Below are 24,744 nucleotides of genomic sequence, written 5' to 3' on the forward strand. Positions count from 1 at the left end.
CGGAGGCGCGGAGGCGCGGAGGCGCGGAGGCGCGGAGGCGCGGAGGCGCGGAGGCGCGGAGGCGCGGAGGCGCGGAGGCGCGGAGGCGCGGAGGCGCGGAGGCGCGGGACGAGTGGGACGAGTGGGTTGTGGGTGCCTCGGGTTTGGTGTGTCGTCCCTCGCCTTCGGCGGCCCCCGCACCGCAGTCTCGTGCCGGTGGTGGTGCCGCGCGCCGCGCGTTGCGGCGGGGTGTGGCGGGGCGTGGGGGTGGATCGGGGCATGTGCGCAAAGTGACGGGGTGCGCACGCGTAGTATGTACCGCGTGGTTGGGGAGAGTGGGTTCGAGGTTGTGCGGGTCGTGATCGTCGACGACCATCCGTTGTTTCGGGCGGGGTTGCGGGCCGCTTTGGAGAGTGCCGCGGACATCGTGGTGGTCGCCGAGGTGGAGACGGCCGCCGCGGTGCCGGGAGTGGTTGCCGAGCAGGCGCCCGATCTGGTGGTGATGGATCTGTCGTTGCCGGACGGGTCCGGGATCGAGGCCACCCGGAAGATCGCGGCCGACACGCCGACCGTGCCGGTCCTGGTGTTGACCATGTCCGACGACGACGGCAGCCTGCTCGCGGCGATACGCGCCGGCGCCGGTGGCTATCTGGTCAAGGGCGCGGGCCGGGACGAGGTGCTGCACGCGGTGCGTACCGTCGCGGCCGGTGGCGCGGTCTTCGGTGCGCAGACCGTGCCCCGGCTCGCCGCGTTGCTGGCCGGCGGCAGCCCCCGCGCGTCCGAGCGGGTGTTCCCCGAGCTGACCGAACGCGAGTGCGAGGTGCTGGACCTGCTCGCCCGGGGCCTGGACAACCGCAACATCGCCCGCCGGCTGTTCCTCGCCGAGAAGACCGTGCGCAACCACATCACGCACATCTTCGAGAAGTTGCACGTCACCACCCGCGCGGAGGCGGTGGCGCACGCCCGCGACTTCGGCCTGGGCGCCGACTGATCCGGACCGCCGCCCCGCGCGCCACCGCGCCGACGGGCCCGACCCGAGCCCGTCCCGGAGCATCGGCCGGGCCCCGGTCGGGACCTCGATGGGACCGCTGCCTCGTGTGCACGGGACACCGCGACGACCATCCTGAGTTGTCCGTACCCCTCCGGGTCCTGCACATCGGAAGCACCCGGCGTCGTTCGGCCCCACCCGGCTCGACTCGTCCGCGCCGTCGTTCGACGACGTCCGTGAGGAGGCGCCAGATGCCCATGGGCAACCGAAGGCAACGCTCCGGCCTCGACCGCGCCTACGCGGTATGCGGCGCCTCCCTGGTCGGCGGCCTGGTCACGCTGATCCTGCTGCTCACCCACCTCGACGACCCGAGGATGCCCCCGCGCCCCGCCCTGATCGGCGTGGCCACCCTCCAGGGCATCGCCTTCTCGCTGTCCGGGCTCTTCGTACTCTCGCGTCGATCCGCCGCCGGCCTGGGCTGGCTGTTGTTGTGGACCGGCCTGTGCTATCCGCTGGCGAGCGCGGTCCTGTTCACCGCGGTGTTCGCCGACGCCGGATTCGCCGGGGCCACCGTGGCGATCACCGTGTGGCTGATCGCCGACACGATGCTCCTGTTCGGGATGTACGCGCTGCCGCTGTGGCTCCCGAACGGCACCCTGCCGAAGTCCCGATTCGTCCGGATCTATGCCGTGCTGCTCGCGCTGTGGAGCGCCGTGCACGCGTACGACGACTACTCCGGGTCCGGCTGGTACGGACTGCCCAGCTTCCTGCAACACGGCGCCTGGGCCGGCACGCAGCGGTGGCTGGACGAGTGGCTGACCCCGCGGATGGACCTGATTCCGCCGCTGGTCATCCTGACCAGCCTCGCCGTGATGACCGTGTGCTGGGTGCGCTCGCCCAAGCCGCACCCGATGCGGCTCGTGCCGCTGCTGCCCTATCTGCTGTGGCTGGCCGTGAGCTTCCTCGGCTACCACCTCGAACTCTCGGACCTGCTCTATGAATTCCTTCTCTACGCGGGCGTGCTGGTCTGGCAACTGTGCTTCGCGTACGCCTTCGCCCGGGACCGGCAGTGGCACCTCGACCGATCCACGCGCAAGGTTCTGGCCACCTTCACGCTGGCCGCGGTGCTGATGGGCGGCTACTTCGGGATCGCCGTCGCGCTGTCCGGCGTGCTCCCCGGCGCGCGCACCGCCGGCGCGCTGGTGATAGCGGCCGGGGCGCTGCTGATCGGCGCCCTGCTGCGGCCGACCGTGCAATGGGCGATGCGCGTCGTCGACCGCTTCTACTACGGCGAACGGGCCCGGCCCTACCAGGTGGTTCGCGACCTCTCCGAACAATTGAGCCGAGCACCGGCCCCCGGCTCGGCACCCGCCCTGCTCTGTCGAACGGTCGTGTACACGCTCGGCCTGCCCGGCGCCGGTGTCGTGGTCGACACCCGGCACGGCGAACGCGAACTCGCCCGGATCGGCACCGCCGGCACCGCCGAGGTCGACTTCCCGCTCACCTACGAGGGTGTCGTGATCGGCCGGCTCTCCGCACCGCCCCGCCCCGGACAGGACGCGTTGGACCGCCAGGACCTGGAGGTGCTGCGCTTCCTCGCCGACCAGGCGGCGCCCGCCATCGCCTCGTTGCGCCTGTACGAAGAACTCCAGGAGACCCGCGAACGCATCGTGCTGGCCCGCGAGGAAGCCCGCCGCCGACTCCGGCACGACCTGCACGACGGCCTCGGCCCCGCGCTGTCCGGTACCCGGCTCCAGGTCGACACCGCGCGGGCCTGCGTACCGCCGGGCACCCCGGCCGAGGGCACCCTGGCCATCGCTTCGCGCAGCATCGGCGAGGCGATCACCGAGCTGCGCCGGATCACCGACGGCCTCGCCCCCGCGGCACTCGCCCGACTCGGGCTGGCCGAGGCGCTGCGCGAATGTGCGACGCGGCTGGGCGGCGGCGATGGGAACCACCCGCACATCCGGGTCACCTTCGATCCCGATCCGCCCCCGCCGCTGCCCGCGGCCGTGGAGGTGGCGATCTACCGGATCTGCGGCGAGGCGCTGACCAACGTCGTCCGGCACGCCCAGGCCCACCACGCCACGCTCGACGTCGTGGTCACCGAGACCCGCGTCGTCCTGGAGGTGATCGACGACGGCGTCGGGAGCCCGGAGCGCGAACGCGGCGCGGCGACCGAGGGTGTCGGCCTGGCCTCGATGGCCGAACGCGCCGAGGAACTGGGCGGCAGTTTCACCGCGGGCGGCAACGAACACGGCACCGTCGTGCGCGCGGTCATCCCACGAGCCGGGACCGATACCCGGGACCAACCCGGGACCGACCCGGGACCGTGACCACATGCGGAGGGACCCGCAGCGAGCGAAGGTGGAGGAGCGGTGATCGACTTGATCACCTTGTCCCCCACACAACACGGAGATCCAAAATGTCGAAGAGCCCACTTCCGAAGGGCGGCGAACCACCGCCTGGGTCGCACAAGCCCGACCAGCCGCTCGGCTGCCACTTTCCGAATCCGCCGTGCACCAGCGTGGACGAGTCCGATTCGGCGAAGGCAACGGATGCGAGCAGCGGTCATCCGCCGCATAAGGCCGATGGCTCGGGCCGAACAGCCGAGCCGGACACGCACGATCCGCCGGATGACTGAGCCGACCCGAAGGAACACAACAAACCGCCGCCCCCGCCGTCCTCGACGGCGGGGGCGGCGCCGTGTGCCCGGTGCCCGGGACGCCCGGGGCGGGCGCGGGTGCACGCCGGCCGGCGTGGGCGTGAATTCATCCCGTGCGCTGCCGGCCGGTCGGTGCGACCAGGGCGGCGGTGGCCGCGCCGGTGCCGATGACGTCGGAGAGGGCCTGCAACTGCACCCGGATCAGCGCGGCGACCCGGGGGTCCGCCGGTCGTACCGATCCGTCCGGTTCGCCGGTCAGCGCGTCGGGGGCGCCACCCACCACCACCTCGGGGTGCGGCACGACCAGATTGCCCAGACCGGCCAGGATCCGCACGGTGTCGGTCAACCCGCGAAACCCGTGCAGTCGGCTGGCCGTCACCACCATCACGGCGACGGCCTTCCCGGACAACGACGCGTCGCCGCGCGGGCGCGAGGCCCAGTCGACGGCGTTCTTGAGCACGCCGGGAATCGAGTGGTTGTACTCCGGGGTGGCGATCACCAACCCGTCCGCCCGATGGATCGCGGTACGCCACCGGCGCACCGCCGGCAGCTCCGGATGTACGTCCAAGTCCTCGTTGTACAGCGGCAGTTCACCCAGCGTCGGATACACGTCGAAGCACATGCCGGGTGGCGCGAGCGCGGGCAGCGCGGCCAGCAGTCGGGTGTTGGCGGACTGTGCGCGCAGCGAGCCGGAGATCGCCAACACGCGGGCGGGGGAAGGGGACGCGGGAGCGGTCCCGGGCACGGACATGAGTGGCCTTTCGTCAGGAACCGGTACGGCGGTCCAACAGGGTCGTGTCGTGCCGCCCGGCGCGGAAGTCCGGGTCGTCGAGGATCTCGGCGAGCAGCGGCGCGGTGGTGCGCACACCCGGGCCCTCGACCCGCAGTTCGCGCAACGCGCGGCGCATCCGGGCCAGCGCCTGGTCGCGATCCGGCCCCCAGGTGACGATCTTGGCCAGGAGCGAGTCGTACTCCGGACGGGCCTGGGATCCCGGGAACGCGTGCGTGTCCACCCGGACGAACGGGCCGGCGGGCGCGTCGAAGGTGGTGAGCGTGCCGGGACACGGCGCGAAGTCGCGGGCCGGGTCCTCGGCGTTGATCCGGACCTCCACCGACGCGCCGCGGCGCCGCACCCGGTCCTGGTCGAAGTCCAGTGGTCGGCCGGCGGCGACGAGCAGTTGCTCGCGGACGATGTCGATCCCGGTCACCGTCTCGGTCACCGGGTGCTCGACCTGGATTCGCGAGTTGACCTCGATGAACGCCGCTTCCTCGCCGCGGACCAGGAACTCGAAGGTGCCGGCGCCCCGATAACCCGCCGCCCGGGCCCCGGCGACCGCGTGGGCGGCCAGCCGATCGGCCAGGTCGGCGGGCAGGCATGGTGCGGGGGACTCCTCGACGAGCTTTTGGTGTCGGCGCTGCACCGAGCAGTCCCGCTCGCCGAGATGGACCACATTCCCGTGCCCGTCGGCCAGGATCTGGATCTCGATGTGCCGGGCACCGGCCAGGTAACGCTCCAGGTAGACCCGGTTGTCGCCGAAGGCCGCCTGGGCCGTGGCTCGGGTCGCCCGGAAGGTGGGCAACAGCGCGCCGGCGTCGGGCACCACCGCCATCCCCCGACCGCCGCCGCCCGCGACCGCCTTGACGATCAACGGAAAGCCGATGCCGCGGGCCACCTCGGCGGCCTCGTCGACGGTATCGACCGGGTCCCGCGATCCGGGCAACACCGGCAGCCCGGCGTCCGCCATGATCCGCCGGGCCGTCGACTTGTCCCCGAGCCGGGCCATCACCTCGGGCGCGGGGCCGACGAAGACGATCCCGTTCTCGGCGCAGATGGTGGCGAAGTCCGGGTCCTCGGACAGGAAGCCGTAGCCGGGGTGGATCGCCTGGGCGCCGGTCTTGCGGGCCGCCTCGATCACCGCCGGCGGGTAGAGGTAACTGCGATGCGGGTCCGCGGGGCCGATGTTGACGTGGTGGTCGGCGGCGCGTACGGCGGCCGAGTCGCGATCGGGGCCGGAGTGCACCACCACGGTGGCGATGCCCATGTCCCGGCAGGTACGCACCACGCGCAGTGCGATCTCGCCCCGGTTGGCGATCAGTACGGTGTCGAACACGGAGGTTCACCTCGCCGAGTCGGAGTCGGAGTCGGAGGGGGCACCGGAGGCGGGGTCGTGCCCGGAACCGGCGACGGGTTCGAGTTCGAACAGCGGCTGGTCGTACTCCACGCCCTGCCCGTTGTCGACCAGCACCGCCGTCACCCGGCCGTCCCGGTCGGCCTCGATCGGGTTCATCAGCTTCATCGCCTCGATGATGGCCACCTGTTGGCCGGCCCGGACCCGGTCGCCGACCTCGACGAACGGTGCCGCTCCCGGTTCCGGCGCGTGGTAGAGCGTGCCGACCAGCGGTGCGCGGACCAGGTGACCCGAGGGCACGGCCGGCTGCGGCGCGGGCGCGGGTTCTACCTCCGGGCCGGCCGAGGCCGCGGCAGCGATCGGCGGTGGCCCCGGGAAGGCGGACCAGGCGACCTCGATGCTCTCCCCGCCGGAGCGCACCACGATCTTCGTGGGCGGTCGCGGGGCATCGTGCAGCACCCGGCCCAATGCGTTGCGCAGGACGGCCAGGGTGGCCGCCCGGCCTTCGTCGTCGACGGCGGTCATGCCGAATCCTCCTCGTAGTCGTCGCTGTCCCGGTAGTCGTCGCCGTCCTCCCGGACGCGGCCGGTCCCGATCCCCGCGCCGGCCGCGTCCGACGCCGCAGGCAGCCCGAAGGCGCGGAAGCGCCGTCGCCGCGACGCGACGCGCTCGGCCGGATCGAGGCTCGCGAGTTCGGCCACCGTCTCCAACACCGCGTCCCGCAGCGCGAGGCTCGCGGCGGGCGGATCGGCCTGCGCGCCGCCCTCGGGTTCGGCGATCACCCGGTCCACCACCCCGAGTTCGAGCAGCGAACCGGCGTCCAGACCGAGCGCGCGGGCCGCCGCCGGGCTCTGCTCCCGGGTCTTCCACAGGATCGCCGCGCAGCCCTCCGGGCTGATCACCGAGTACAGCGCGTTCGCGCTGATCAGCACCCGGTCGGCGACGCCGAGCGCGAGGGCGCCGCCACTGCCGCCCTCGCCGGTGACCACGGCCACCACGGGCACCCGCAGCCCGGCGAGCACGCGCAGGCATCCGGCGATCGCTCCGGCCTGTCCCTGCTGCTCGGCCTCGATTCCCGGATGTGCGCCCGGGGTGTCGATCAGGGTCACCAGGGGCACGCCGATCTTCTCGGCCAGCCGGGCCAGCCGGACCACCTTGCGGTAGCCGGCCGGCGAGGCCATCGCGAAGTTGGCCCGGACCAGATCGGCGGTGGTGTGGCCCTTCTGGTGCCCGAGCACGAGCATCGCGCGGCCCTCCACCAGGCCCAGACCACCCACGATCGCCGGGCAGTCGCCGCCCGCCCGGTCACCGCGCAACTCGACGAACGCGTCCATCCAGTAAGCGAGATGGTCACGCGTCGTCGGGCGTCGCGGATCCCGCGCGGCGGCCACCACCTCGTGCGCGGGCCGCCCGATCGGCCCAACCGACCCGGCCGACCCGGCCTCGGGCCGAGCCGCAGCCCCATCGCCCACGCCGGCGGCCCGGGTCGGCCCGGTCGCCTCCGGGCGATCCGGCTCGGCGGGCCGGCGCGCCGCGGCCAGGAGAACCGCGAGCGTCCGGCGCAGCTCGCCGCGCGGGCGGACGGCGTCCACCAGGCCGTGCCGAAGCAGGAACTCGGCCCGCTGGAAACCCTCCGGCAGCCGTTCGCCGATGGTCTGCTCGATCACGCGCGGTCCGGCGAAGCCCATCCGCGCGCCCGGTTCGCACACCACCACGTCGGCCAGCGTGGCGAACGAGGCGGCCACGCCGCCGTAGGTGGGGTCGGCGACGACGGTGACGGTGAGCAGTCCGGCCTCGTCCAGTTCGGCCATCGCCGCCGAAGTCTTGGCCATCTGCATCAGGGCCAGCGCGCCCTCCTGCATCCGGGCGCCGCCGGACGAGGTGACCACGATCAGCGGCACCCGTCCGGCCAGCGCGGCGTCGGCGGCCGTGCCGATCGCCTCCCCGGCCGCGACGCCCAGGCTGCCGCCCATGAAGGCGAAGTCCATCACGGCCAGCACCACCGGATGCCCGGCCAAGGTGCCGAGGGCCACCCGGACCGCGTCCTCGTGCCCGGTCGCCGCGCGGGCGGCCGCCAATCGGTCCGGATACGGCTGGAGGTCCTCGAAGCGCAGCGGGTCGTGCACGGTCGCGGTCGGGGTCAGCGGCCGGGCGCTGCCCGGGTCGAGCAGCGCGTCCAGCCGCCTGGCCGCGTCCAGGGGGGTGTGCGCGCCGCAGCCGGGGCACACCCGATGGGCGCGCTCGAAGCGTCTGCGGTACACCAGGGTGTGGCAGCTCGGGCACCTCAGCCAGTCCGACGGCGACGTGTCGACGGCCGGCCCGCGCGTGGCGTTCATCGCGGTCTCTCCTGCTCCCCGCGCGGCGCGACGCTCGGGGCCGCGTGCCGCAGCGGCGTGATCTGGTGGATGTCGTAGTTGCGCCGCAGTCGGGCCACGCGCTCCGAGTCGACCCGCTCCCCGGCCCCGAAGATCTCGATCAGTTCCTCGAAGTAGCGCTCGTGGTCGGGCGCGGGTGTGGACTGGAAGAGCATCCTGGCCGGTCTCGTGGTGGGGTTGCCGAACGCGTGCGGGCACCCGGGCGGCACGAACATGCAGCTCCCGGCGCCAGCGCGGACCGGCCCCCGGCCGGTCTCCGAGCGCCAGTTCCGCCAATCGTCGGCGGTGCGGTGCAGGGGTTCGAAGGCGAGTACGTCGAGTTCGCCGTCGAGTACGTAGAAGAACTCCTCGCCCCGTGCGTGCACGTGTGCGCCGACGTCGAAGCCGGGCGGCACCACCACCTCGAAGGTCGAGGTGTGCCGGGCGTGCGCTCCGGTGACCTTGTAGGTGACCTCCTGTGCGGCGGTCACCAGCCGCCGGCCCGCCCCGGGCGGAATGATCAGGCCGTCGACCACGACGACACCTCCTCGGTCGCGGGCCGGCGATCGCCGCGGCCCGGTGGTCCGGAATCGACCCAGGTGCCGACCGCCATCTCGGCGGTGATCCCGGGGCCGAAGCCGGCCACGATGCCGCGTCCGCCGGCGGCCGGTCCGCCCGTCGCGAACAACCGGTCCAGGGCGTCGAAGACCACCGCGCTCGCGATGTTCCCGTATTCCGTGAGGGTGGCCCGGCTGTGCCGGAACGCCTCGGGGGCGACGCCGAGGAATGTGCTCAGGTCGTCCAGGATCCGCGGGCCGCCGGCGTGCACGACGTAGAAGTCCAGTGCCGAGGCGTCCCACGCGTGGCGGGCGACGAGTTGTTCGATGACCGGTGCCAGCGGCTCCATCGTGGTGGGCACCCGCTTGTCCAGGCGGAAGTGGAATCCGGTGTCCTTGACCGCGTAGGAGATCCAGTCCTGGGTGTGTGGGATCAGGTGGGAGCCGTTGCGTTCGAGCCGGACGCCGGTGCCGCCCGCGCCGCGCACCACCGCCGCCGCGACCGCGTCGCCGAACAGGCCGTCGGAGAGCAACGACCCGATGTCGGCGTCGTCGGGCTGGTAGCACAGCGAGCAGAACTCGCAGGACACGATCAGCGCGTTGAGCCCGGGGTGGGCGGTACAGAAGTCGTGGGCCCGGTTGATCGCCGCGCCGCCGGCCGCGCAGCCGAGCTGGGCGATCGGCAGTTGGCGGGTATCGGGGCGCATGCCCAGCTCGTTGATCAGCCACGCGGTCATCGACGGCATGCCGAATCCGGTGCACGAGACGTAGATCAGCAGGTCGACGTCGCGTACGCGCAGTTCCGCGTTGGCCAGTGCCCGGCGGATCACCGGGGGCACCCGCAGTTTGGCCTGCTCGTGGTAGAGGAGGTTGCGGGCCTCGAAGCCGGGATGGCGCAGGGTGCGCTCGATCGGCTGGACGAGATGTCGTTTGCGCACGCCGGTGTTCTCGATCAGTCGTAGCGCGAGCGGCAGTCGGGGATTGTCCGCGTGCAGTCGGCGGGCGATCTCCAGCGACTCGTCCATGGTGATCACGTTCTCGGGGACGGCCACGGCGGGCCGGCAGAGGATGCTCACGAGCGGTCTCCTTGTGTGGATACGAAGGTGTGGATGCGAAACGTGTGAATGGGAAACGTGTGGATGCGAAACCGCGGAGAACCGGATGCGGTTCTCCGCGGGTGACGGCTGGTTGCGGTGCCGCGCGGCGGGCGCTCGGCTACCGGGCCGCCTGCATCGGGATCGACCGGGCCCGGCCCGCGCGATGCGGGGGCTCGATCGCGCCGTCGGGCAGCAGCGCGCCGGTGTCCTCGAAGATCACCACGCCGTTGCACAGCAGGCTCCAGCCCTGTTCGGGATGGCTCTGTACGACGTGCGCCGCGAGGTGGTCGGTGGCCGACGCGGCGGGACAGGGGGGAGAGTGTCGGCACATGGTCCTGATCCTTCCGGGAATGCCGTGGGTGGCAGTGGGTCGGCGAGCTGCCACGGGGTGCTTCCGTTCTTCGTTCACGTGACAACCCTGCGCCTCCCGTGGTCCCGGGCGGATGAGCCCACGGCCCCGAATCCCCGGCCGATGTCCCGACCCGAACGGGCCGGGGAGGCCGCCGCATAGACTGCCGGGCGTGCGCGACCACGAACCCGTGTTCAAACGGAACAGGTGGGGACCGAGCCCCTACGTGTTCAACGTCCGCAATCCCATCGGTCTGGCCCTGACCGTGGTCACCGTGGTCTTCGTCGTGGTCATGCTGGTCCTGATGAACAGGCGCATCGGCCCGTTCGCGCCACCGGCGTCCCCGGACCGGACCTCGCCGGACGGGTGGGAGTGGTCGCCGACCGGGCCACCGACGCCGTGGATCCCACCGACCCCGACCACGAAGGCCCCGACCGGCACGGCGCCGACGACGTCGACGACCGGCTCGACATCGCCCGCGCAGCCGTAGCGCGCCCTCAGTCCCGCTGCGCCGCCGCCTTGTCGTCGCGCAACCGCCGGGCCCGAAGCACCAGTTCCAACTCGAAGCGGCGATCCGGTTCGTCCATCTCGTCGCCCAGCAACTCCCGGATCCGGCGCAGCCGGTAGCGCACGGTCTGCGCGTGCACTCCCAGCCGCGCGGCGATCTCCGGTGCGCCGCCACGCGTCTCCAGCCAGGCCAGCAGCGTCTCGGCCAACCGGCGCGAGTGCGCGGGCGGGCAGTTGTCCAGCGGTGCCAGGCAGCGCCGGGCCAGGTCCTCGATCAGTTCCTCGGGCGGCAGCAACACCAGTGCCTCGGTGTGCTCGGTGCAGCGGATCACCCGCCCGTCCGGCAGTTGCCCGCGCTCCATCAGGCGCAGCGCCGTACAGGCCCAGTGCAGCGACTTGGCCGCGTCGGCCAGCGGCACGGACGGGCCGATCGCGCCGGACCAACCCGCCATCGCCCGGCGCAGCAACTCGGGCCGGCCGGCCGCGTCCGGATCGGGCAGGATCATCCGGGGTCGTTCGCACTCCATGTCCAACAGCACGTCCCGGCCCACCGCCGGCGCGACCGCGTCCGGCGCGGGCCGCAACAGCACTCCCACGGCGACCTGTTCGGGCAGCGGCCAGCCGATCCGGGCGGCGTGCTCGGCGAGCGCGCTCGCGGGTTCGGTGCCGTACTCGGTGAGCAACAACTTGATCAACCGCTTCTGCGCCCACAGGCGTTCGCCCACCTGGCGGGCCGCGGCCTCGGCATAGCCGTGCACCGACTGGGCGACCAGGCCGTCGAGGTATTCGAAGCCCGCCTCGGCCAGTTCGTACATCGCCGGCGGCGGGATCTCCACCTGCTGGCCGATCTCGGCCAGCCGCCGCCACGCGAGTCGCACGCCGAGTCGGTAGACCGCCTGTAACGAGTCCAGGCTGCGCCCTTGCAGCACCTCGGCGCGGCCGAACAGTTCGAACAGTTCCAGGCGTTCGTGCTGCCGGTCGTCGGTGGCGAGCAGGTGCTCGACGAAGTCGGCCAGGGCGCGCCGGATGGCGACCAGGGCCATCGGTTCGCCCGACTCGTCCGGGACCAGCGGCAGGGCGGGGAATTCGATCCGGATGTCGCGCAGGATGCCCTGTGCCAGGTCTGCGATCTCGGCCATGGCCAGATCGGCGAACCGGCGCAGTTGCGGCCGGGGCACGTCCCGCCACGCGGTGCGCACCGTGCCTCTCCCCCGCGGCGGGTGGTCGATGCCCGCACCGGCGGCGTGGGTCCGGGGCCGGACACGTTTCCCGGCATGCGGGGCCGGCATCAGGGCTGCGGGTTCGGCGCGGTGGGATCGGTGCGGAAGGACACGAGTGGCACATTGGGTTGTTCGGGGGTCTTGTGCAACGCGGCGACGATGCCGAACGCGGCACCGACGGCGAGGGCGGCGGCGAGGATCACGGTCAACCCGGCGGCGAGCAGTCTGTGCATGCTTCGACGAGCCTCTCGATCGGAGGGCACCCCGCCCATTCCCATGCACCGGCTCTGAATGAACACAGTGTGCGAGGCGTATTGACACTCCGTCAAGGGTGCGCCTACGGTTCCCGGCCTGAGACAGACGTGCACGTCCCCCAGGCCCCTTGCCGTCAGGAGTGCCGGATGCGCCGCGCCATTTCGTTTCGTTCCCCGATTCTGTCCCTGGCCCTGCTCGGAGCCGGAGTCTTCCTGCTCGTGCTGGCCGCGATGCTGGCCTGGTACGTCGAGCCGCAGGCCAAGCGCACGCCGCTCGACATCGACGACACGGTGGTGTTCGCCGGTACCGGGAGCTATTTCGACACCACCGCGTTGCGGCCGGTACACGGCGAGACGCTGACCGTGACCCGCCGGGTGGTGGGCGATGTGGCGATGGCCGAGCGCAGCGGCCGGGCGGTGTGGGACGTGTCGACCACGATCGACACCCCGGCCACGCTGGCCGAGCACGACCCGCGGCGGTCCTACCAGTGGACGGTGGCCCGCTGGGTGACCGACCGGCGTACCAATGCCCCCGTGCACTGCTGCGGGGAGACGCCGGCGATCCGGGGCGAGGCGTTCCTGAAGTTCCCGTTCGACCTGGAGAAGCGGCGTTACCGCTGGTGGGACGAGACCTTGGGGGCCGAGGTCCCGCTGGACTATCGCGGCACGGTCGAGGTGCGCGGGCATCGCGGCTATCGCTTCACCGGCACCGTCCGGGACACCCGGGTCGGCGGTCGACAGGTCCCGGGCACCCTGGTCGGCGTCGCACAACCGCAGGTGCTCGCCGAGGAGTGGTACGCGAACGCCGGCATCGAACTGGTCGCCGACCCGCGCACCGGTCGGGTCATCGACGCGCGGATCGCCCCGCGCAAGACCCTGCGGGCACCCGGCGCGAGTACGGCCTCGGTGGTGTTGCTCGACAGCTCCGACATCCGCTTCACCCCCGAAACCCGGCGCCGGCAGGTCGATTTGGCCAAGCGGGACGACGCCCGGCTGGTGCTGGTCGGGGAGACCGCACCGCTGGCCGCGGGGGGTGTGGGAACCGTACTCACCGCGCTCGGGCTGCTGTCGGTGATCCGCGGACCGCGGCCCGGCACCCCCGTTGCCGAACCGGCCGCCGATCGCAAGGCGCGGGTCCGCCGGCGCCGGTTGCCGCGGCTGCGCCCGAGCGCGGCGCGTGGCGGCGACTCCGGTCGGCCGGCACCGAACTGACGGTTCGTCGCACTTCCCGGCGGCAAAGTTGTCACCTGCGTGAGTAGCCGCCGCGCACACGGTGGCGAAAAGCTACGAACTCACCCCGCACATCCCGCACTTCCCACGCACCCATCCGCGTCCGATCCAGGCTCGATACGAGTTGGAGCCGACATGCCCCAGCACGTGCCTTCCGCGCTGCGTCCGGTGCTCCGTGCGACACCCCCCGAAGCCGTACCGACCCACGCCGCGCACCCCCGTGCCCGACCGTCCCCGCACCCGCGCCGAATCGTCTTCCTGGCCCGCCGCGACCTGGCCAACCCGGCTGCGGGCGGCTCCGAACTGCTGGTCGATCGGCTGGCGCACGGACTCACCGCGCACGGCCACCAGGTGGCCCTGCTGTGCGGCGGACCGTCCGCCGACCGCGACTACCGGGTGCTCTCGGTCGGCGGCGACACCGACCACTACCTGCGCGCCCACCGGGCCCTCGACCGCCGCGTCGGCGGCTGCGACCTGCTCGTCGAGGTCTGCAACGGCATGCCCTACCTGAGCCCGCTGTGGCATCGCGGGCCGACCGTGTGCCTGGTCAACCACGTGCATACCGACCTGTGGGAAATGCGGTTCCCGGGCCCCGCCGCACGGCTGGGCCGGCGACTGGAGCACTGGGGACTGGCCGGCGCGCATCGGGGCAACCTGATCGTCGCGGTGTCCGAGTCGACCGCCGCCGCGCTGCGCGCGATCGGGGTGCCGCCGGACCGGATCCGGGTCGTGCACAACGGCGTGGAGGAACCCGGGCCCAGAGCCGCCAAGTCGCCGGAGCCGCTGTTCGTGGCGGTGGGCCGGTTGGTCGAATACAAGCGCATCGACCTGCTCCTGCGCCTGTGGGAGCGGGTCCGGCCGGTGACCGGGGGCCGGCTGGTGATCGTCGGCGACGGTCCCGAACGCGAGCGACTGCAAGCGCTGACCGGGCCCGGCGTGCTGTTCACCGGTCGGATCTCCGAGGCCGAGAAGCATCGACTGTTGTGCTCGGCCTGGCTGTTGCTGCATCCCTCGTTGGTCGAGGGCTGGGGTCTGGTGGTGACCGAGGCCGCGGCCCGGCACACGCCGGCCATCGGGTTCGACATCCCCGGACTGCGCGACTCGATCGACGACGGGGTCACCGGGGTCCTGGCCCGGGGCGAGAGTTCGTTCGCCGCCGCCTGGTGCACGTTGGCGCTCGGTCCCGAGCGCTGCGCGGCGATGGGCGCCGCCGCCGGGCTGCGCGCCGCACGGTTTCGCTGGACCGACACGGTGCGGCAGTTCCGAGCGGTGGCCGCCGAGGCCGCAGCCGCCCCGGTCACCGGACGCGACGCCGGGTGGTGACCGGATGAAGGACCCGTCGCTGCGCAGGTCGATCGCGCTCTTTCGCGCCTTCCGGCAGGAGCGGCACGACCCGGATCGGTGCTACGGGCTGCTCGCCCGCGATGCCGCCGACCAGGTCGAGCGGCATGTCCGGCTGCGTGGTCGAGTGGTGGTGGATGTGGGCGGTGGCAGTGGGCACTTCACCCGGGAGTTCCGCCGACGCGGCGCCCACGGCTACCTGTTCGAACCGGATGCGCGGGAACTGGCCGGGCACGGCGCACCGCTCCTTGGTGCGGTGCTCGCCGACGGCTACCTGTTGCCGCTGGCCGACGGCGTCGCCGACGTGTGTTTCTCCTCCAATGTGCTGGAGCACGTCGAGGATCCGCAGACCTTCCTGAGCGAACTGGTCCGGGTCACCCGCCCGGGCGGGTTGATCTACGTCGCCTTCACCAACTGGTACTCCCCGTGGGGCGGTCACGAGTGGGCGCCCTGGCACTACCTGGGTGCCGAACGCGCCCGGGCCCGGTACGCGCGACGCACCGGTCGGGCCGCCAAGCACACCCTGGGCGAGAACCTGTTCACCGTGCACGTCGGGCCCACGCTGCGCCACGTCCGGGACCGTCCGGACGTCGTGCTGGTCTCGGCCCGCTCCCGCTACTGGCCCTTCGCGCCCGGCGCGATCATCCGCGTTCCCGGGTTGCGCGAGGTCCTCACCTGGAACCTGCTCCTCATTCTTCGGCGCTGCCCGTGACCGCGGCCCCCGGGACGGCGGCGCCGCCCGACGCGTACGTCGCCCCCGCCGCCGGCACCCCGGCCGCCCGGGCACCGCGCGCGCTTCGCAGGAGGCACTCGTGACCGATACGACCCTGTCCCTCCCTCCGGCCCGGCCCGGCCGGCCGCCCACCGAGGTGTCGTCGGCCGAGCCACCGGCCGAACGGCCGCGCCGGCGGGCCTGGTTGCCGGCGTTCTGGGCGGTCGTCTTCGTCGCGTTCCTGGTCCGGGCGCCGGGCCGGACGACCTTCGAGACCAAGCTCGGCGTGGTCACCGACCCGTGGCGGTTCATCGGCGACCTGGGCAACCTGTGGCACGACCGGGCCGGCTTCGGCGGCATCGCCGACCAGTACATCGGCTACGCCTTCCCGATCCTGCCCTACTACGCACTGGCCGATCTGCTCCACCTGCCGATCTGGCTCGCCGAACGGCTGTGGCTCTCGCTGATCGTCAGCGCCGCCTTCTGGGGCGCACTGCGGCTGGCCGAGCGGCTGCGGGTGGGCAGCGCGCGCAGCCGGCTGCTCGGCGCGGTGGCGTACGCGCTGTGGCCGACCTTCACCATCGTGATCGGGTCCACCTCGGCCGCGGTGTTGCCCGGGGCGCTGTTGCCGTGGGTGCTCCTGCCGTTGGCCTCGACCCGGCTGAACCCGCGTACCGCCGCCGCCCGTTCGGCGTTGCTGATCCCGTTCATGGGCGGGGTCAACGCGGCCTCGACGCTGGCCGCGCTGTTGCCGGTCGGGCTGTACCTGCTCACCCGTCCGGCCGGGCCGCGCAAGTGGGCGTTGATCGGCTGGTGGGTGCCCGGGGTGCTGTTGGCCACCGCGTGGTGGGTGGTCCCGCTGCTGCTGCTCGGCATCTACGGCGAGAACTTCCTGCCGTACATCGAGCAGGCCGAGACCACCACGAGCACGATGTCCGCGACCGAACTGCTGCGCGGCGCGGGCGACTGGGTCGCCTATCTGCACTTCGGTGAGCCGTGGTTGCCGGCCGGCTGGACCGTGGCGACCGCGGTGGTCACCATCCTGGGCTCGGCGTTCGCCGCCGCGCTGGGCCTGGCCGGGCTGGCCCGACGGGACCTGCCGGAGCGCCGCTGGCTGACGCTGACCGTGCTGGTCGTGGCGCTGATCGCGCTGGCCGGGTACGGCGGTTCGTTCGGCGCGCCGTTCCACGGCACGGCCCGGGACTGGCTGGACGGGTGGCTGCGTCCGTTCCGCAACATCTACAAGTTCGAGCCGGGACTGGCGCTGGCCCTGGTGCTCGGGCTCACCCACCTGGTGGGCACCGCGGGCGAGCGCGAGCGGGTGCTGCCCCGGCCGGCCCGCCGGTTCGCGCCCGCGCTTGCCGCGCTGCTGATCCTGCCCGGCCTGGCCTGGCCCTACCTCAACGGCACGATCCTGCAACCGGGGAGCTTCGAAAAGCTGCCCGACCACTGGCGGCAGACCGCCCAGTGGCTGGACCGACACTCCTCGGACACCCGGGCCCTGGTGGTCCCCGCGACCGCCCACGGGCTGTACACGTGGGGCTCCCCGATCGACCAACCGCTCGACCCGCTCGCCGAATCGCCGTGGGCGCAGCGGGACTTCGTCCCGTTCGGCACACCCGGGGTGCGGCGCGCGACGGACGCGGTGGAGCAGGCGCTGCTCACCGGCGGCGCGGTGCCCGGGCTGCGTGACTTCCTCTCCCGGGCCGGGCTGTACACGGTGGTGGTGCGCAACGACCTCGACCCGGACCAGATCGGCTACGTGCAGCCGGCCACCGTCATCCGCACCCTGGAGTCCTCCGGCTACCACCGGGTGACCGGATTCGGGCCGCTGATCACCGGCGGCCGGATCCCCGAGGAGACCCCGGTCCAGGTGCAGGGCCTGTTCACCCGCCGGCAGGCCGTCGAGATCTACGAGCCGAGCCCGGACACCCCGCGCCCCGGCCGGGTCGGCAGCCGCGCGGTCGCCGACACGGCGCTGCTCAGCGGCGGCCCGGAGGCGCTGCTGCAACTGTCCGTCGACCCCACGCTGCGCGATCGGCCCACGGTGCTCACCGGCGACGCCCACCCGGGTATCGACCGGCCCGGCACCCGGCTCGTGGCCGACGGGCTGCGCCGCGCGGACACCCGCTTCGGGCTGATCAACTCCAACACGTCCTATCCGTACACCGCGACCGAACGAAACCCCTCGGACAGCACGCAGAACCCCGGCACACCACCGAAGCAGATCCTGCCGATCGACGGTGCCGAACATCAGAGCACCGCCGAGCTGCGCGGGGCGACGTCGGTGAGCGCGTCCAGCAGCGGCAACTGGCTCTTCCATCTGCCGCAGTTCGACCCGGTGAACGCCTTCGACGGCGACTCGGCGACCGCGTGGGCCGAGGGCAGCCCCGGCAAGCCGGCCGGTCAGTGGCTCAAGGTCGGTTTCACCGCCCCGACCGACATCCCCGCGTCGCTGCTGCTGACCCCGTTGGCCGGCGACGGCCTGCGCGCCGTGCCGACCCGGGTGCGGATCGAGACCGATCGTGGGGCCAGGGAGGGCACGCTGCGGCCCGAGGGCACCGCCCAACCGGTGCCGGCGCCGCCGGGAGCGGCCAAGTGGCTCAAGGTCACCATCCTGGACGCGCAGACGGCCCGATCGGGTCTTTCCGGCGCGGGCTTCGCCGAGGTGGCCATCCCCGGTGTGCAGGTCTCCCGGCTGCTGCGGCTGCCCGCCGACGCGGACCGGGACGACGCGCAGACCTCGGTCTACTCGCTGCACCGCGACATCGACCTCGGCGGGCTCTCGCCGGTGGCGGCGGAGGACGGGCTGCACCGCCGGTTCGCCACGCCGCAGGCCGGCGACTTCGCCTTCGACATCCGCGCCGTGGCGGTGCCGGGACCGGAACTGGACCGGCTGCTGGTGGCCGCCGCGCCCGAACAGGCGCGGCGGATCACCGTGACCGCCGAGTCGACCGGCCGCACGGGTCGTTCGCTCAGTCCGCGCAACCTCGTGGACGGCGACCTGACCACGGCCTGGATCGCCGGGGATCGGCCGGTGGTCGAGCTGAGTTGGCCCGACCGCAAGACCATCGACCGAATCGTCTTCGGCGCGGCGGGCGGGCTGTCCAGCCGACCGGAGGAGGTACGGATCACTGCGCCCAACGGCTCGGTGACCACCACCGTCGACGAGAACGGACTGGCCCGCTTCGGCCCGATCGACACCGACCGGATCACCATCACGATCACCCGGACCGCACCGCTGACCGTGCACAATCCGCTCGCCGACAAGCGGCTGCAACTGCCGGTCGGGCTCAGCGAGATCCACGTCCCGGCACTGGCCGGCCTGCGCACGCCCCCGCCGGATCCCAAGCTCGGTTTCACGCTGCCGTGCGGGCAGGGGCCGGCGTTGGCGGTGGACGGCGTACTGCACACCACCAGCGTCGCCGGCTCGGTGCGCGATCTGCTCGAACGGCGGCCCGTGTCGGTGCGGTTGTGCGCCGCCGAGGCCGCCGGCGGCGCGCTGCCGCTGGGCCCGGGGCTGCACACGGTCGAGGCGGGCAATCAGGGCCCGCTCCAGATCACCGACGTGACCGCGACCCGAGGCCGACTCCCGGTCCCGGACCGCCGGTCGGCGCGCTCGGCCGACGCCGCCGACTGGAGCGGCGACCACCGCTCGGTGCGGATGGGCGCGGGCGAGGCCACCTACCTGCAGATGTACGAGAACCACAACTCGGGGTGGAAGGCCACCCTGAACGGCAAGAAACTGCGTCCGGTACGCATCGACGGCTGGCAACAGGGCTGGCTGGTGCCCGCCGGGGCGGCCGGCACCGTCGAGCTCGACTACGAACCGGGCGACATCTACCGGGGCGGGCTGATCGGCGCCGCGGTGGCCCTGGCCGCCCTGCTCGCCCTGGCCTTCGTGCGGCGGCGGAAGCAGGATCCGACGGGCCTCGACGAGCCGCTCGCCGATCCGCCGGCGCCGGGCCGGATCCTGGGCGTGCTCGCGCTCACCGTCGTGATCGCCGTCGTGGCGGGACCGGTCGCGCTGCTGGTGCCCGCGCTCGCGGTGGTCGCCCACCTGCGCCACCGGCTGCTGGTACCGATCGCACTCGCGGCCATGGCCGGCGCCGGGATCGCGGCGGCGGTCGGCGCGGACGAGCCGGTCGTCGGCGGCCAGGGCGCTTTCGGGCCCGCCGCCCAGGTGCTTGCGTTGATCGCGTTGTGCGCTGCGCTGGTGACGACGGGCGGGGGCGAGCCGGGGGGCCTGCGGACCGCGGCGGGCGGGGGCCGGCACGGACGTACGCGGGACGCGGGGACGGGGGCTGCGCCGGCGGGGGCGGCGGGGACGACCGGGGCGGCTGCGCTGCCTGGGCCGCCTGGGCCTCCTGCGCCGCCGTCGCCCGACGGGCCAAAGGCGGCCGGGGCCGGGTCGATGGCCGAGTCGGCGCCGCCCGACGGAGTCCCGGTCGGCGATGGCACGGGGGCCGGCCGGGATCGGTCGGACCGGGAGGCCGACACGGCGCAGTTGCCGAGCCACCCGGACCGGGACGCCGACACGGCGCAGCTACCCACGCTGCCACCCGGCGGCGGGGAAGCCGGCGCCGCGCAGGCGCCGACGCCGCCATCGGGCGGAAACGCGACGGGCGCGGCGCAGTCGCCGGCACCGCCACCCGACGGGAACGCGACCGACACAGCGCAGGCGCCCGTACCGCCGACCCACCACCTCGCGACCGACACCACAGCGCCACCCGACGGGAACGCGACCGGCGCGACGCAGTCGCCCGCACCTCCGACCCCCCACCACGCGACCGACACCGCACCGCCACCCGACGGGAACGCGACCGGCGCGACGCAGTCGCCCGCACCTCCGACCGCCCACCACGCGACCGACACAGCGCAGGCGCCCGCACCGCCAACCGACCACCACGCAACCGGCGCGACGCAGTCGCCGGCGCCGCCGACCGGCGGGAAGGGGGCCGGGCAGCCGTGACCGCAGCGCGCCCGAGTCGGCCCGGGCTTCCGGTCGGGCCGGCTCTCGCCCGGATCCCGTTCCCGCTCGTCGACGAGATGTCCCGGCACGGTCAGCGGCCCGGCGAGCCGATCGCGGTGCACATGGAGATCCGGCTGCCCGGGCAGCCGGATCCGGCCCGATTGCGTGCCGCGTTCCGTACCGCGCTGCGCCGACACGCGCGCGTTCTGGTCCGCGAGGCCCCGCGCCCGTGGTACGGGCGGCGCTACGAATGGGAACTCACCGCCGCCCCCGACGTCGAACCGGTCGGCTTCCCACCGCCCGGACCGGACGCGTTGGCCCGGGCCCGGGCGAGGGCCCTGGCCGAGACACCGCCGCTGTCCCTGTCCCCGCCGGTGCGCCTGGACGTGATCCGCTCCTCCGCGACGTCCGGCGGTTGTGTACTGCTGTGCACGATCCATCACACCGCCCTCGACGGCCCCTCGTTCCTGCGCGTCCTGGCCACCGCCGCCGAGTCGTACAGCGGAACCGACTCCACGCCCGTCCCGGAGCGCACCGGCCCACCCGACGCCGCCGCCGGTCCGCAATCGCCGGCCCTGGATCCCGGCCGACCGCCGGCCCGCTCCGCCCGGGTCGCACCGGCCCCCGCCGCACTCGCGCGGCGACGTCGGGGCAACGGCGTCGTCCTCGGCGAACTCCCGGTCCACCCGCGTCCACCCGGCGCCGACCACACCGTCAACGACCGCCTGCTGGTGGCCACCTGCCTGACCATCGCCCGCTGGAACCGGCTGCACGCCGCGCCGACCCGGCCGATCCGGATCACCATGCCCGTCGACGACCGCCCGCGCGGCGCCGAGATGCCGATCGGCAACGGCACCCGACTGGTCGAAGTGGCCTTCGGCTCCCGCGAGTACGCGAACGAACCGAGCCCAGAGGCGATCGTCGCCCTGCTCCGCCGCACGGCCCGCCGGACCAGGCAACTCCGGGCCGCGCCACGCCCCCCGCTCGGCCACGGCGCGGCCCTGCTCACCGCACCGGTCCTCCCGGTCGACCTGCGCGCCTCGATCACTCGGGGCCTGGGCCGCGCGTTCGGGCCGTGGACCTCCACCACGCTGCTCAGCAACCTGGGCCGGATCCCCTACCCGCTGGACTTCGGCGACGCGGGCCGGGCGGACGCGGTCTGGGTCTCCGCACCCACCCGGATGCCCCGGGGCCTGACCATCACCACGACCGGCATCGCCGGCCGGCTGCACGTGGGACTGCGCTGGTCCCGCGCACTGCTCGACGACGCGGCGGGTCGGCGGCTCTACGGCTTCTTCGCGGACTACCTCGACACCGTCTCGGCCGCCGCACTCGCCGCCGGACCGGTCGTGGCTCCCGCGGTGGGCCCGCTCGCAACCCCGGTCGTGAACCCGGCGGTTGCCCGCGAAGGGGGTCCGGAATGACCGACACCCGACCGACCGGGCTGCGCGAGTTCTACGAGGATCCGACGGTGCCGGTCGCCTCCGGCGTCGAGCGCAGCCGGCGCCAGGCCGCGATGCTGGCTCGCGCCCTCGGCCCGGACCCGGCCCTGGTGGTCGACGTCGGCTGCGGCGACGGCTCGGCGGCCTCGATCACGGGCCCGCTGTTGCCCGGCCACACCCTGATCGGGATCGACTGGTCCCAGGACGCGCTGCGCCGGGCGAGCAGCCGGATGCGGCACCTGGTTCGCGGCGAACTCACGGACGGAGGGCTGCCGTTGGCCGATGCGAGCGTGGACGCGGTGCTGTTCGGCGAGGTGCTCGAACACCTCGTGGACCCGGACTCGGCCCTGGACGAACTGCGCCGGATACTCAAGCCCCGTGGCCACCTGATGCTCTCCACGCCGAACCTGGCCGCCTGGTACAACCGCGCGTTGCTGCTCGCGGGCGTGCAACCGATCTTCTCCGAGGTCAGCCTGCGCGCCATCCACGGCCGACCGGGCGCCCGGGTGGTCGGCCACCTGCGGCTGTACACCGCCCGCGCCCTGCGCGACTTCCTCACCGCATCGGGCTTCGAGGTGGTCCGGACGACCGGGGCGCCGTTCCACGGCGTGCCGAGGGTACTCGGGCCGCTGGACCGGGCCGCGTGCCTGACCCCTTCGCTGGCCTCGATCCTGCTCGTGCACGCGCGGCGGGCCTAGCCGTGTGGTGGGGAGTCGCCGCGGCGCTGCTCGCCAATGTGCTCTACAGCACCGGATTCGTGCTGGAGAAACGGGCGTTGGCCGACCTTCCGGCGCTGTCGACGGGCCGGCCGCTCCGGCTGGTGCGCCTGCTCGTGGGCAGCCCGCGATGGCTCGCCGGCTCGTTCGCCCTGGCCGCCGGCTTCGTCGCCCAACTCGCCGTCTACCGCACGCTGCCCATCGCCGCGGCCCAGGGCCTGTTCGTCGGCGGGCTGGTACTGCTGCTCCTGCTGTCCTCGGCGCTCCTGGGCGAACGGGCCTCCGGTCGGGAACGCGCCGGGGTCCTGGCCGTGCTCGCCGCACTGGCGATGATCGTCGCCTCGTTGCGCGACGCGGACCCGGTCGGCGAACGGGCCCCGCTCGGTCGGTTCCTGGTGGTCTGCCTGCCCGCGCTCGCAGCCGGCCTGTGGCTCTACCTCGGCGCGGAGCGGCGCGCTCGCGACCCCGGCCGCCCGCCCACCACCGGCGTGGCCTACGGCGTCGCGATGGGCCTGCTGTACGGGGTGAGTTCGCTGGCGATCAAGGGCATCTCGGGCCGGCTCGGCGGGGCCGGCCCCGGCGCGACCGCCGTCGACCTGCTCCGTTCCCCCTACCCGTACCTGCTCGTCGGGATCGGCGCGGCCGGCCTGGTGTTGTCGCAGACCGCGTTGCAGCGCTGCCGCGCGTCGCTGATCGTGCCGGTATGCACCACGGTTTCGGCCCTGTTCACCGCCGTACCGGGCAGCTTCGCCTTCGGCGAGGCACTGCCGCACGACCGACTGCGCCTGACCCTGCGCCTGCTCGGCGGAGCGCTGGCCGTGCTCGTCCTGCTCCTGCTGCCCCGACACGAGGACCTCGGGTCACCGGCACCACGGGGGAAGTCGCTTCCCTGCCCAAGGAGTCACCACATGGAACCCGATGATCCGCTGCTCCGGATCCTGGCCTGCCCACTGGACAAGGGACCACTCACCCTGCTTCTCCCGGAGGACGCCTTGTACAACCCGAGACTGCACCGCCGATACCCGATCCTCGACGGCATCCCACAACTCCTCCCCTCCTCCGGCGTCCGGGTCTCGGACGACGAACACGCCCGACTCTCCCACCGGATCGCCCCGTGACGCTGGCCGCCCGGCTCGCCCCCCGGGTTTCCCCGAGACTGGTCACCGCCGCCGTCGACGTGCTGTACCCGCGTTTCGAACCGGAGTTGCGGCGGATCGCCGACTTCGTCCCGCGCGGCGGCACCGCCGTCGACGTGGGCGGTTGGTACGGGCCGTGGTCCCGGCGACTGGCCGGACGCGCGGACTCGGTGGTGACGGTGGAGCCGGTACCGCACCTGGCCGCGTTGCTCGACGCCCGCACACCGGCCAACGTACGGGTGGTGGCCGCCGCGGCGGGCGATCGCGGCACCGGCACCACCGCGCTGTGGTTGCCGCCGGGCGATCGGGGCGATCGGGGCGTGTCCTCGCTCGTGCGCAGGCAGATCCACGATCGGGCGCTGGACGTACCCTGCGTGCGTCTGGACGATCTCGGGTTGACCGATGTCACCTTCGTCAAGATCGACGTGGACGGCAGCGAACCGGCGGTGCTCCAGGGCGCCGAGGACACCCTGCGCCGGGATCGTCCGGCGCTGTTCATCGAGTTGGAGGCCCGCATCCAGTCGCCCGCGCCGGTGCTCGACTTCCTCGGCCGACTGGACTACCGGGGCTGGGTGTTGCCCGGTCGACACTGGCTGCCGCTGACCGACTTCGACCTGGCCGGCCACCAGGCACGCACCTCCCACGTGGCCGAACGCGGCCTACTGCGCCGCACCTTGGCACCCTTCAGCCGCCGCTACGTCAACTCCGTCCTGTTCCTGCCCACGAAACGACAGCCGGGGCGCGGGGTTCCGGTCTCGCCGGGGATCTAGGCCCTGTCCGGCGGAAACCGCAACGACGTCACTCGGGTCATGCCTTTGCTCGCGGCGATCGGGGTTACCACGACCACGACAAATACCGCCGCCTCGTGTGGGCACGAGGAACCGAACCCATGATCGCCCGACGGGGACAACCCCACGGATCCGGCCTCGGACGCGTGCGTTGGTCGTGGAACGCACCTTCTCCTGGCTGCACGACTTCCGCCGCCTTCGCATCCGCTGGGAACGACGCGACGACATCCACTCCTCCCGGTACCTCCTGATCGCCCGATCGCATCCGACTGCCGGGCGGTGATCACCGCCCGGTTCCGGAACGGCCA

General features: G+C 73.3%; 19 protein-coding genes and 3 pseudogenes. 13 read left to right on the forward strand and 9 right to left on the reverse strand.

Features of this window, described 5'->3' with window-relative positions:
• Window positions 1-328: 328 nt before the first annotated feature.
• Together ABZ374_RS10035 and ABZ374_RS10040 are read left to right on the forward strand one after the other, a co-directional pair.
• Entirely contained in the window at window positions 329-970 is a 642-nt protein-coding gene (locus ABZ374_RS10035; protein WP_360309250.1) for a response regulator transcription factor, read from the forward strand.
• Window positions 971-1,218: 248 nt separating this feature from the next.
• Complete coding sequence (locus ABZ374_RS10040) at window positions 1,219-3,303, forward strand: ATP-binding protein (RefSeq protein ID WP_360308956.1); 2,085 nt, start codon at window positions 1,219-1,221, stop codon at window positions 3,301-3,303.
• Window positions 3,304-3,738: 435 nt separating this feature from the next.
• On the opposite strand, the gene ABZ374_RS10045 is transcribed toward ABZ374_RS10040, so the two are convergent.
• The 7 genes from ABZ374_RS10045 to ABZ374_RS10075 all read right to left on the reverse strand — a co-directional run bounded on the left by ABZ374_RS10045 (window position 3,739) and on the right by ABZ374_RS10075 (window position 10,100).
• Window positions 3,739-4,383 carry an NAD(P)H-dependent oxidoreductase gene (locus ABZ374_RS10045; protein ID WP_360308959.1) on the reverse strand — a complete coding sequence of 215 codons (645 nt, stop codon included), beginning with the start codon at window positions 4,381-4,383 and terminating at the stop codon, window positions 3,739-3,741.
• 13 nt (window positions 4,384-4,396) lie between these two features.
• Window positions 4,397-5,743, reverse strand: coding sequence for a biotin carboxylase N-terminal domain-containing protein (locus ABZ374_RS10050; protein WP_360308962.1), 1,347 nt, complete (start codon window positions 5,741-5,743; stop codon window positions 4,397-4,399).
• Window positions 5,744-5,749: 6 nt separating this feature from the next.
• On the reverse strand, window positions 5,750-6,286 hold the full coding sequence (gene accB / locus ABZ374_RS10055) for an acetyl-CoA carboxylase biotin carboxyl carrier protein (protein WP_360308965.1): 537 nt from the start codon (window positions 6,284-6,286) through the stop codon (window positions 5,750-5,752).
• Window positions 6,283-8,097: an acetyl-CoA carboxylase, carboxyltransferase subunit beta gene (gene accD / locus ABZ374_RS10060; protein WP_360308968.1), complete on the reverse strand. Its 1,815-nt coding sequence runs from the start codon at window positions 8,095-8,097 to the stop codon at window positions 6,283-6,285. Before accD ends, accB begins: the two co-directional genes overlap by 4 nt.
• The gene (locus ABZ374_RS10065) at window positions 8,094-8,651 is read right to left on the reverse strand and encodes a cupin domain-containing protein (protein ID WP_360308971.1); all 558 of its coding nucleotides are present in this window, start codon (window positions 8,649-8,651) and stop codon (window positions 8,094-8,096) included. Before ABZ374_RS10065 ends, accD begins: the two co-directional genes overlap by 4 nt.
• On the reverse strand, window positions 8,636-9,748 hold the full coding sequence (locus ABZ374_RS10070; RefSeq protein WP_360308974.1) for a type III polyketide synthase: 1,113 nt from the start codon (window positions 9,746-9,748) through the stop codon (window positions 8,636-8,638). Before ABZ374_RS10070 ends, ABZ374_RS10065 begins: the two co-directional genes overlap by 16 nt.
• Window positions 9,749-9,887: 139 nt before the next feature.
• On the reverse strand, window positions 9,888-10,100 hold the full coding sequence (locus ABZ374_RS10075) for a DUF5999 family protein (protein WP_360308977.1): 213 nt from the start codon (window positions 10,098-10,100) through the stop codon (window positions 9,888-9,890).
• Between the two features lie 190 nt (window positions 10,101-10,290).
• Between ABZ374_RS10075 and ABZ374_RS10080 the strand changes: the two genes are divergently transcribed.
• Window positions 10,291-10,608: a hypothetical protein gene (locus tag ABZ374_RS10080; RefSeq protein WP_360308979.1), complete on the forward strand. Its 318-nt coding sequence runs from the start codon at window positions 10,291-10,293 to the stop codon at window positions 10,606-10,608.
• A gap of 7 nt (window positions 10,609-10,615) precedes the next feature.
• Here ABZ374_RS10080 and ABZ374_RS10085 read toward each other — a convergent pair whose 3' ends face one another.
• Both ABZ374_RS10085 and ABZ374_RS10090 read right to left on the reverse strand, forming a co-directional pair.
• Complete coding sequence (locus ABZ374_RS10085; RefSeq protein ID WP_360309252.1) at window positions 10,616-11,764, reverse strand: helix-turn-helix domain-containing protein; 1,149 nt, start codon at window positions 11,762-11,764, stop codon at window positions 10,616-10,618.
• Window positions 11,765-11,913: 149 nt separating this feature from the next.
• Window positions 11,914-12,078 (reverse strand): hypothetical protein, encoded by a 165-nt coding sequence (locus ABZ374_RS10090; RefSeq protein ID WP_360308982.1) that lies wholly within the window; start codon window positions 12,076-12,078, stop codon window positions 11,914-11,916.
• A 168-nt stretch (window positions 12,079-12,246) separates the two neighbouring features.
• On the opposite strand from ABZ374_RS10090, the gene ABZ374_RS10095 reads away from it, so the two are divergent.
• The 10 genes and pseudogenes from ABZ374_RS10095 to ABZ374_RS10140 all read left to right on the forward strand — a co-directional run.
• Window positions 12,247-13,311, forward strand: a complete 1,065-nt coding sequence (locus ABZ374_RS10095; protein ID WP_360308985.1) for a DUF3068 domain-containing protein — start codon at window positions 12,247-12,249, stop codon at window positions 13,309-13,311.
• Window positions 13,312-13,464: 153 nt separating this feature from the next.
• On the forward strand, window positions 13,465-14,652 hold the full coding sequence (locus ABZ374_RS10100) for a glycosyltransferase family 4 protein (protein ID WP_360308988.1): 1,188 nt from the start codon (window positions 13,465-13,467) through the stop codon (window positions 14,650-14,652).
• A 4-nt stretch (window positions 14,653-14,656) separates the two neighbouring features.
• Window positions 14,657-15,382: a class I SAM-dependent methyltransferase gene (locus tag ABZ374_RS10105; protein WP_360308989.1), complete on the forward strand. Its 726-nt coding sequence runs from the start codon at window positions 14,657-14,659 to the stop codon at window positions 15,380-15,382.
• 157 nt (window positions 15,383-15,539) lie between these two features.
• Window positions 15,540-20,354 (forward strand): alpha-(1->3)-arabinofuranosyltransferase family protein, encoded by a 4,815-nt coding sequence (locus ABZ374_RS10110; protein WP_360309254.1) that lies wholly within the window; start codon window positions 15,540-15,542, stop codon window positions 20,352-20,354.
• Window positions 20,351-21,778 (forward strand): condensation protein, encoded by a 1,428-nt coding sequence (locus ABZ374_RS10115; RefSeq protein WP_360308991.1) that lies wholly within the window; start codon window positions 20,351-20,353, stop codon window positions 21,776-21,778. Before ABZ374_RS10110 ends, ABZ374_RS10115 begins: the two co-directional genes overlap by 4 nt.
• Entirely contained in the window at window positions 21,775-22,494 is a 720-nt protein-coding gene (locus tag ABZ374_RS10120; protein ID WP_360308992.1) for a methyltransferase domain-containing protein, read from the forward strand. Before ABZ374_RS10115 ends, ABZ374_RS10120 begins: the two co-directional genes overlap by 4 nt.
• A 2-nt stretch (window positions 22,495-22,496) precedes the next feature.
• Window positions 22,497-23,363: pseudogene (locus tag ABZ374_RS10125) on the forward strand (hypothetical protein); the annotation flags it as partial.
• Window positions 23,364-23,420: 57 nt separating this feature from the next.
• Window positions 23,421-23,630: a Trm112 family protein gene (locus ABZ374_RS10130; RefSeq protein WP_360309256.1), complete on the forward strand. Its 210-nt coding sequence runs from the start codon at window positions 23,421-23,423 to the stop codon at window positions 23,628-23,630.
• Window positions 23,627-24,388: pseudogene (locus ABZ374_RS10135) on the forward strand (FkbM family methyltransferase); the annotation flags it as partial. The gene ABZ374_RS10130 and the pseudogene ABZ374_RS10135, both read left to right, overlap by 4 nt.
• Before the next feature lie 3 nt (window positions 24,389-24,391).
• A pseudogene (locus ABZ374_RS10140) lies at window positions 24,392-24,719 on the forward strand (transposase); the annotation flags it as partial.
• Between the last annotated feature and the right edge of the window lie 25 nt (window positions 24,720-24,744).

The organism is Embleya sp. NPDC005971 (assembly GCF_040629175.1).
Classification (GTDB): domain Bacteria; phylum Actinomycetota; class Actinomycetes; order Streptomycetales; family Streptomycetaceae; genus Embleya.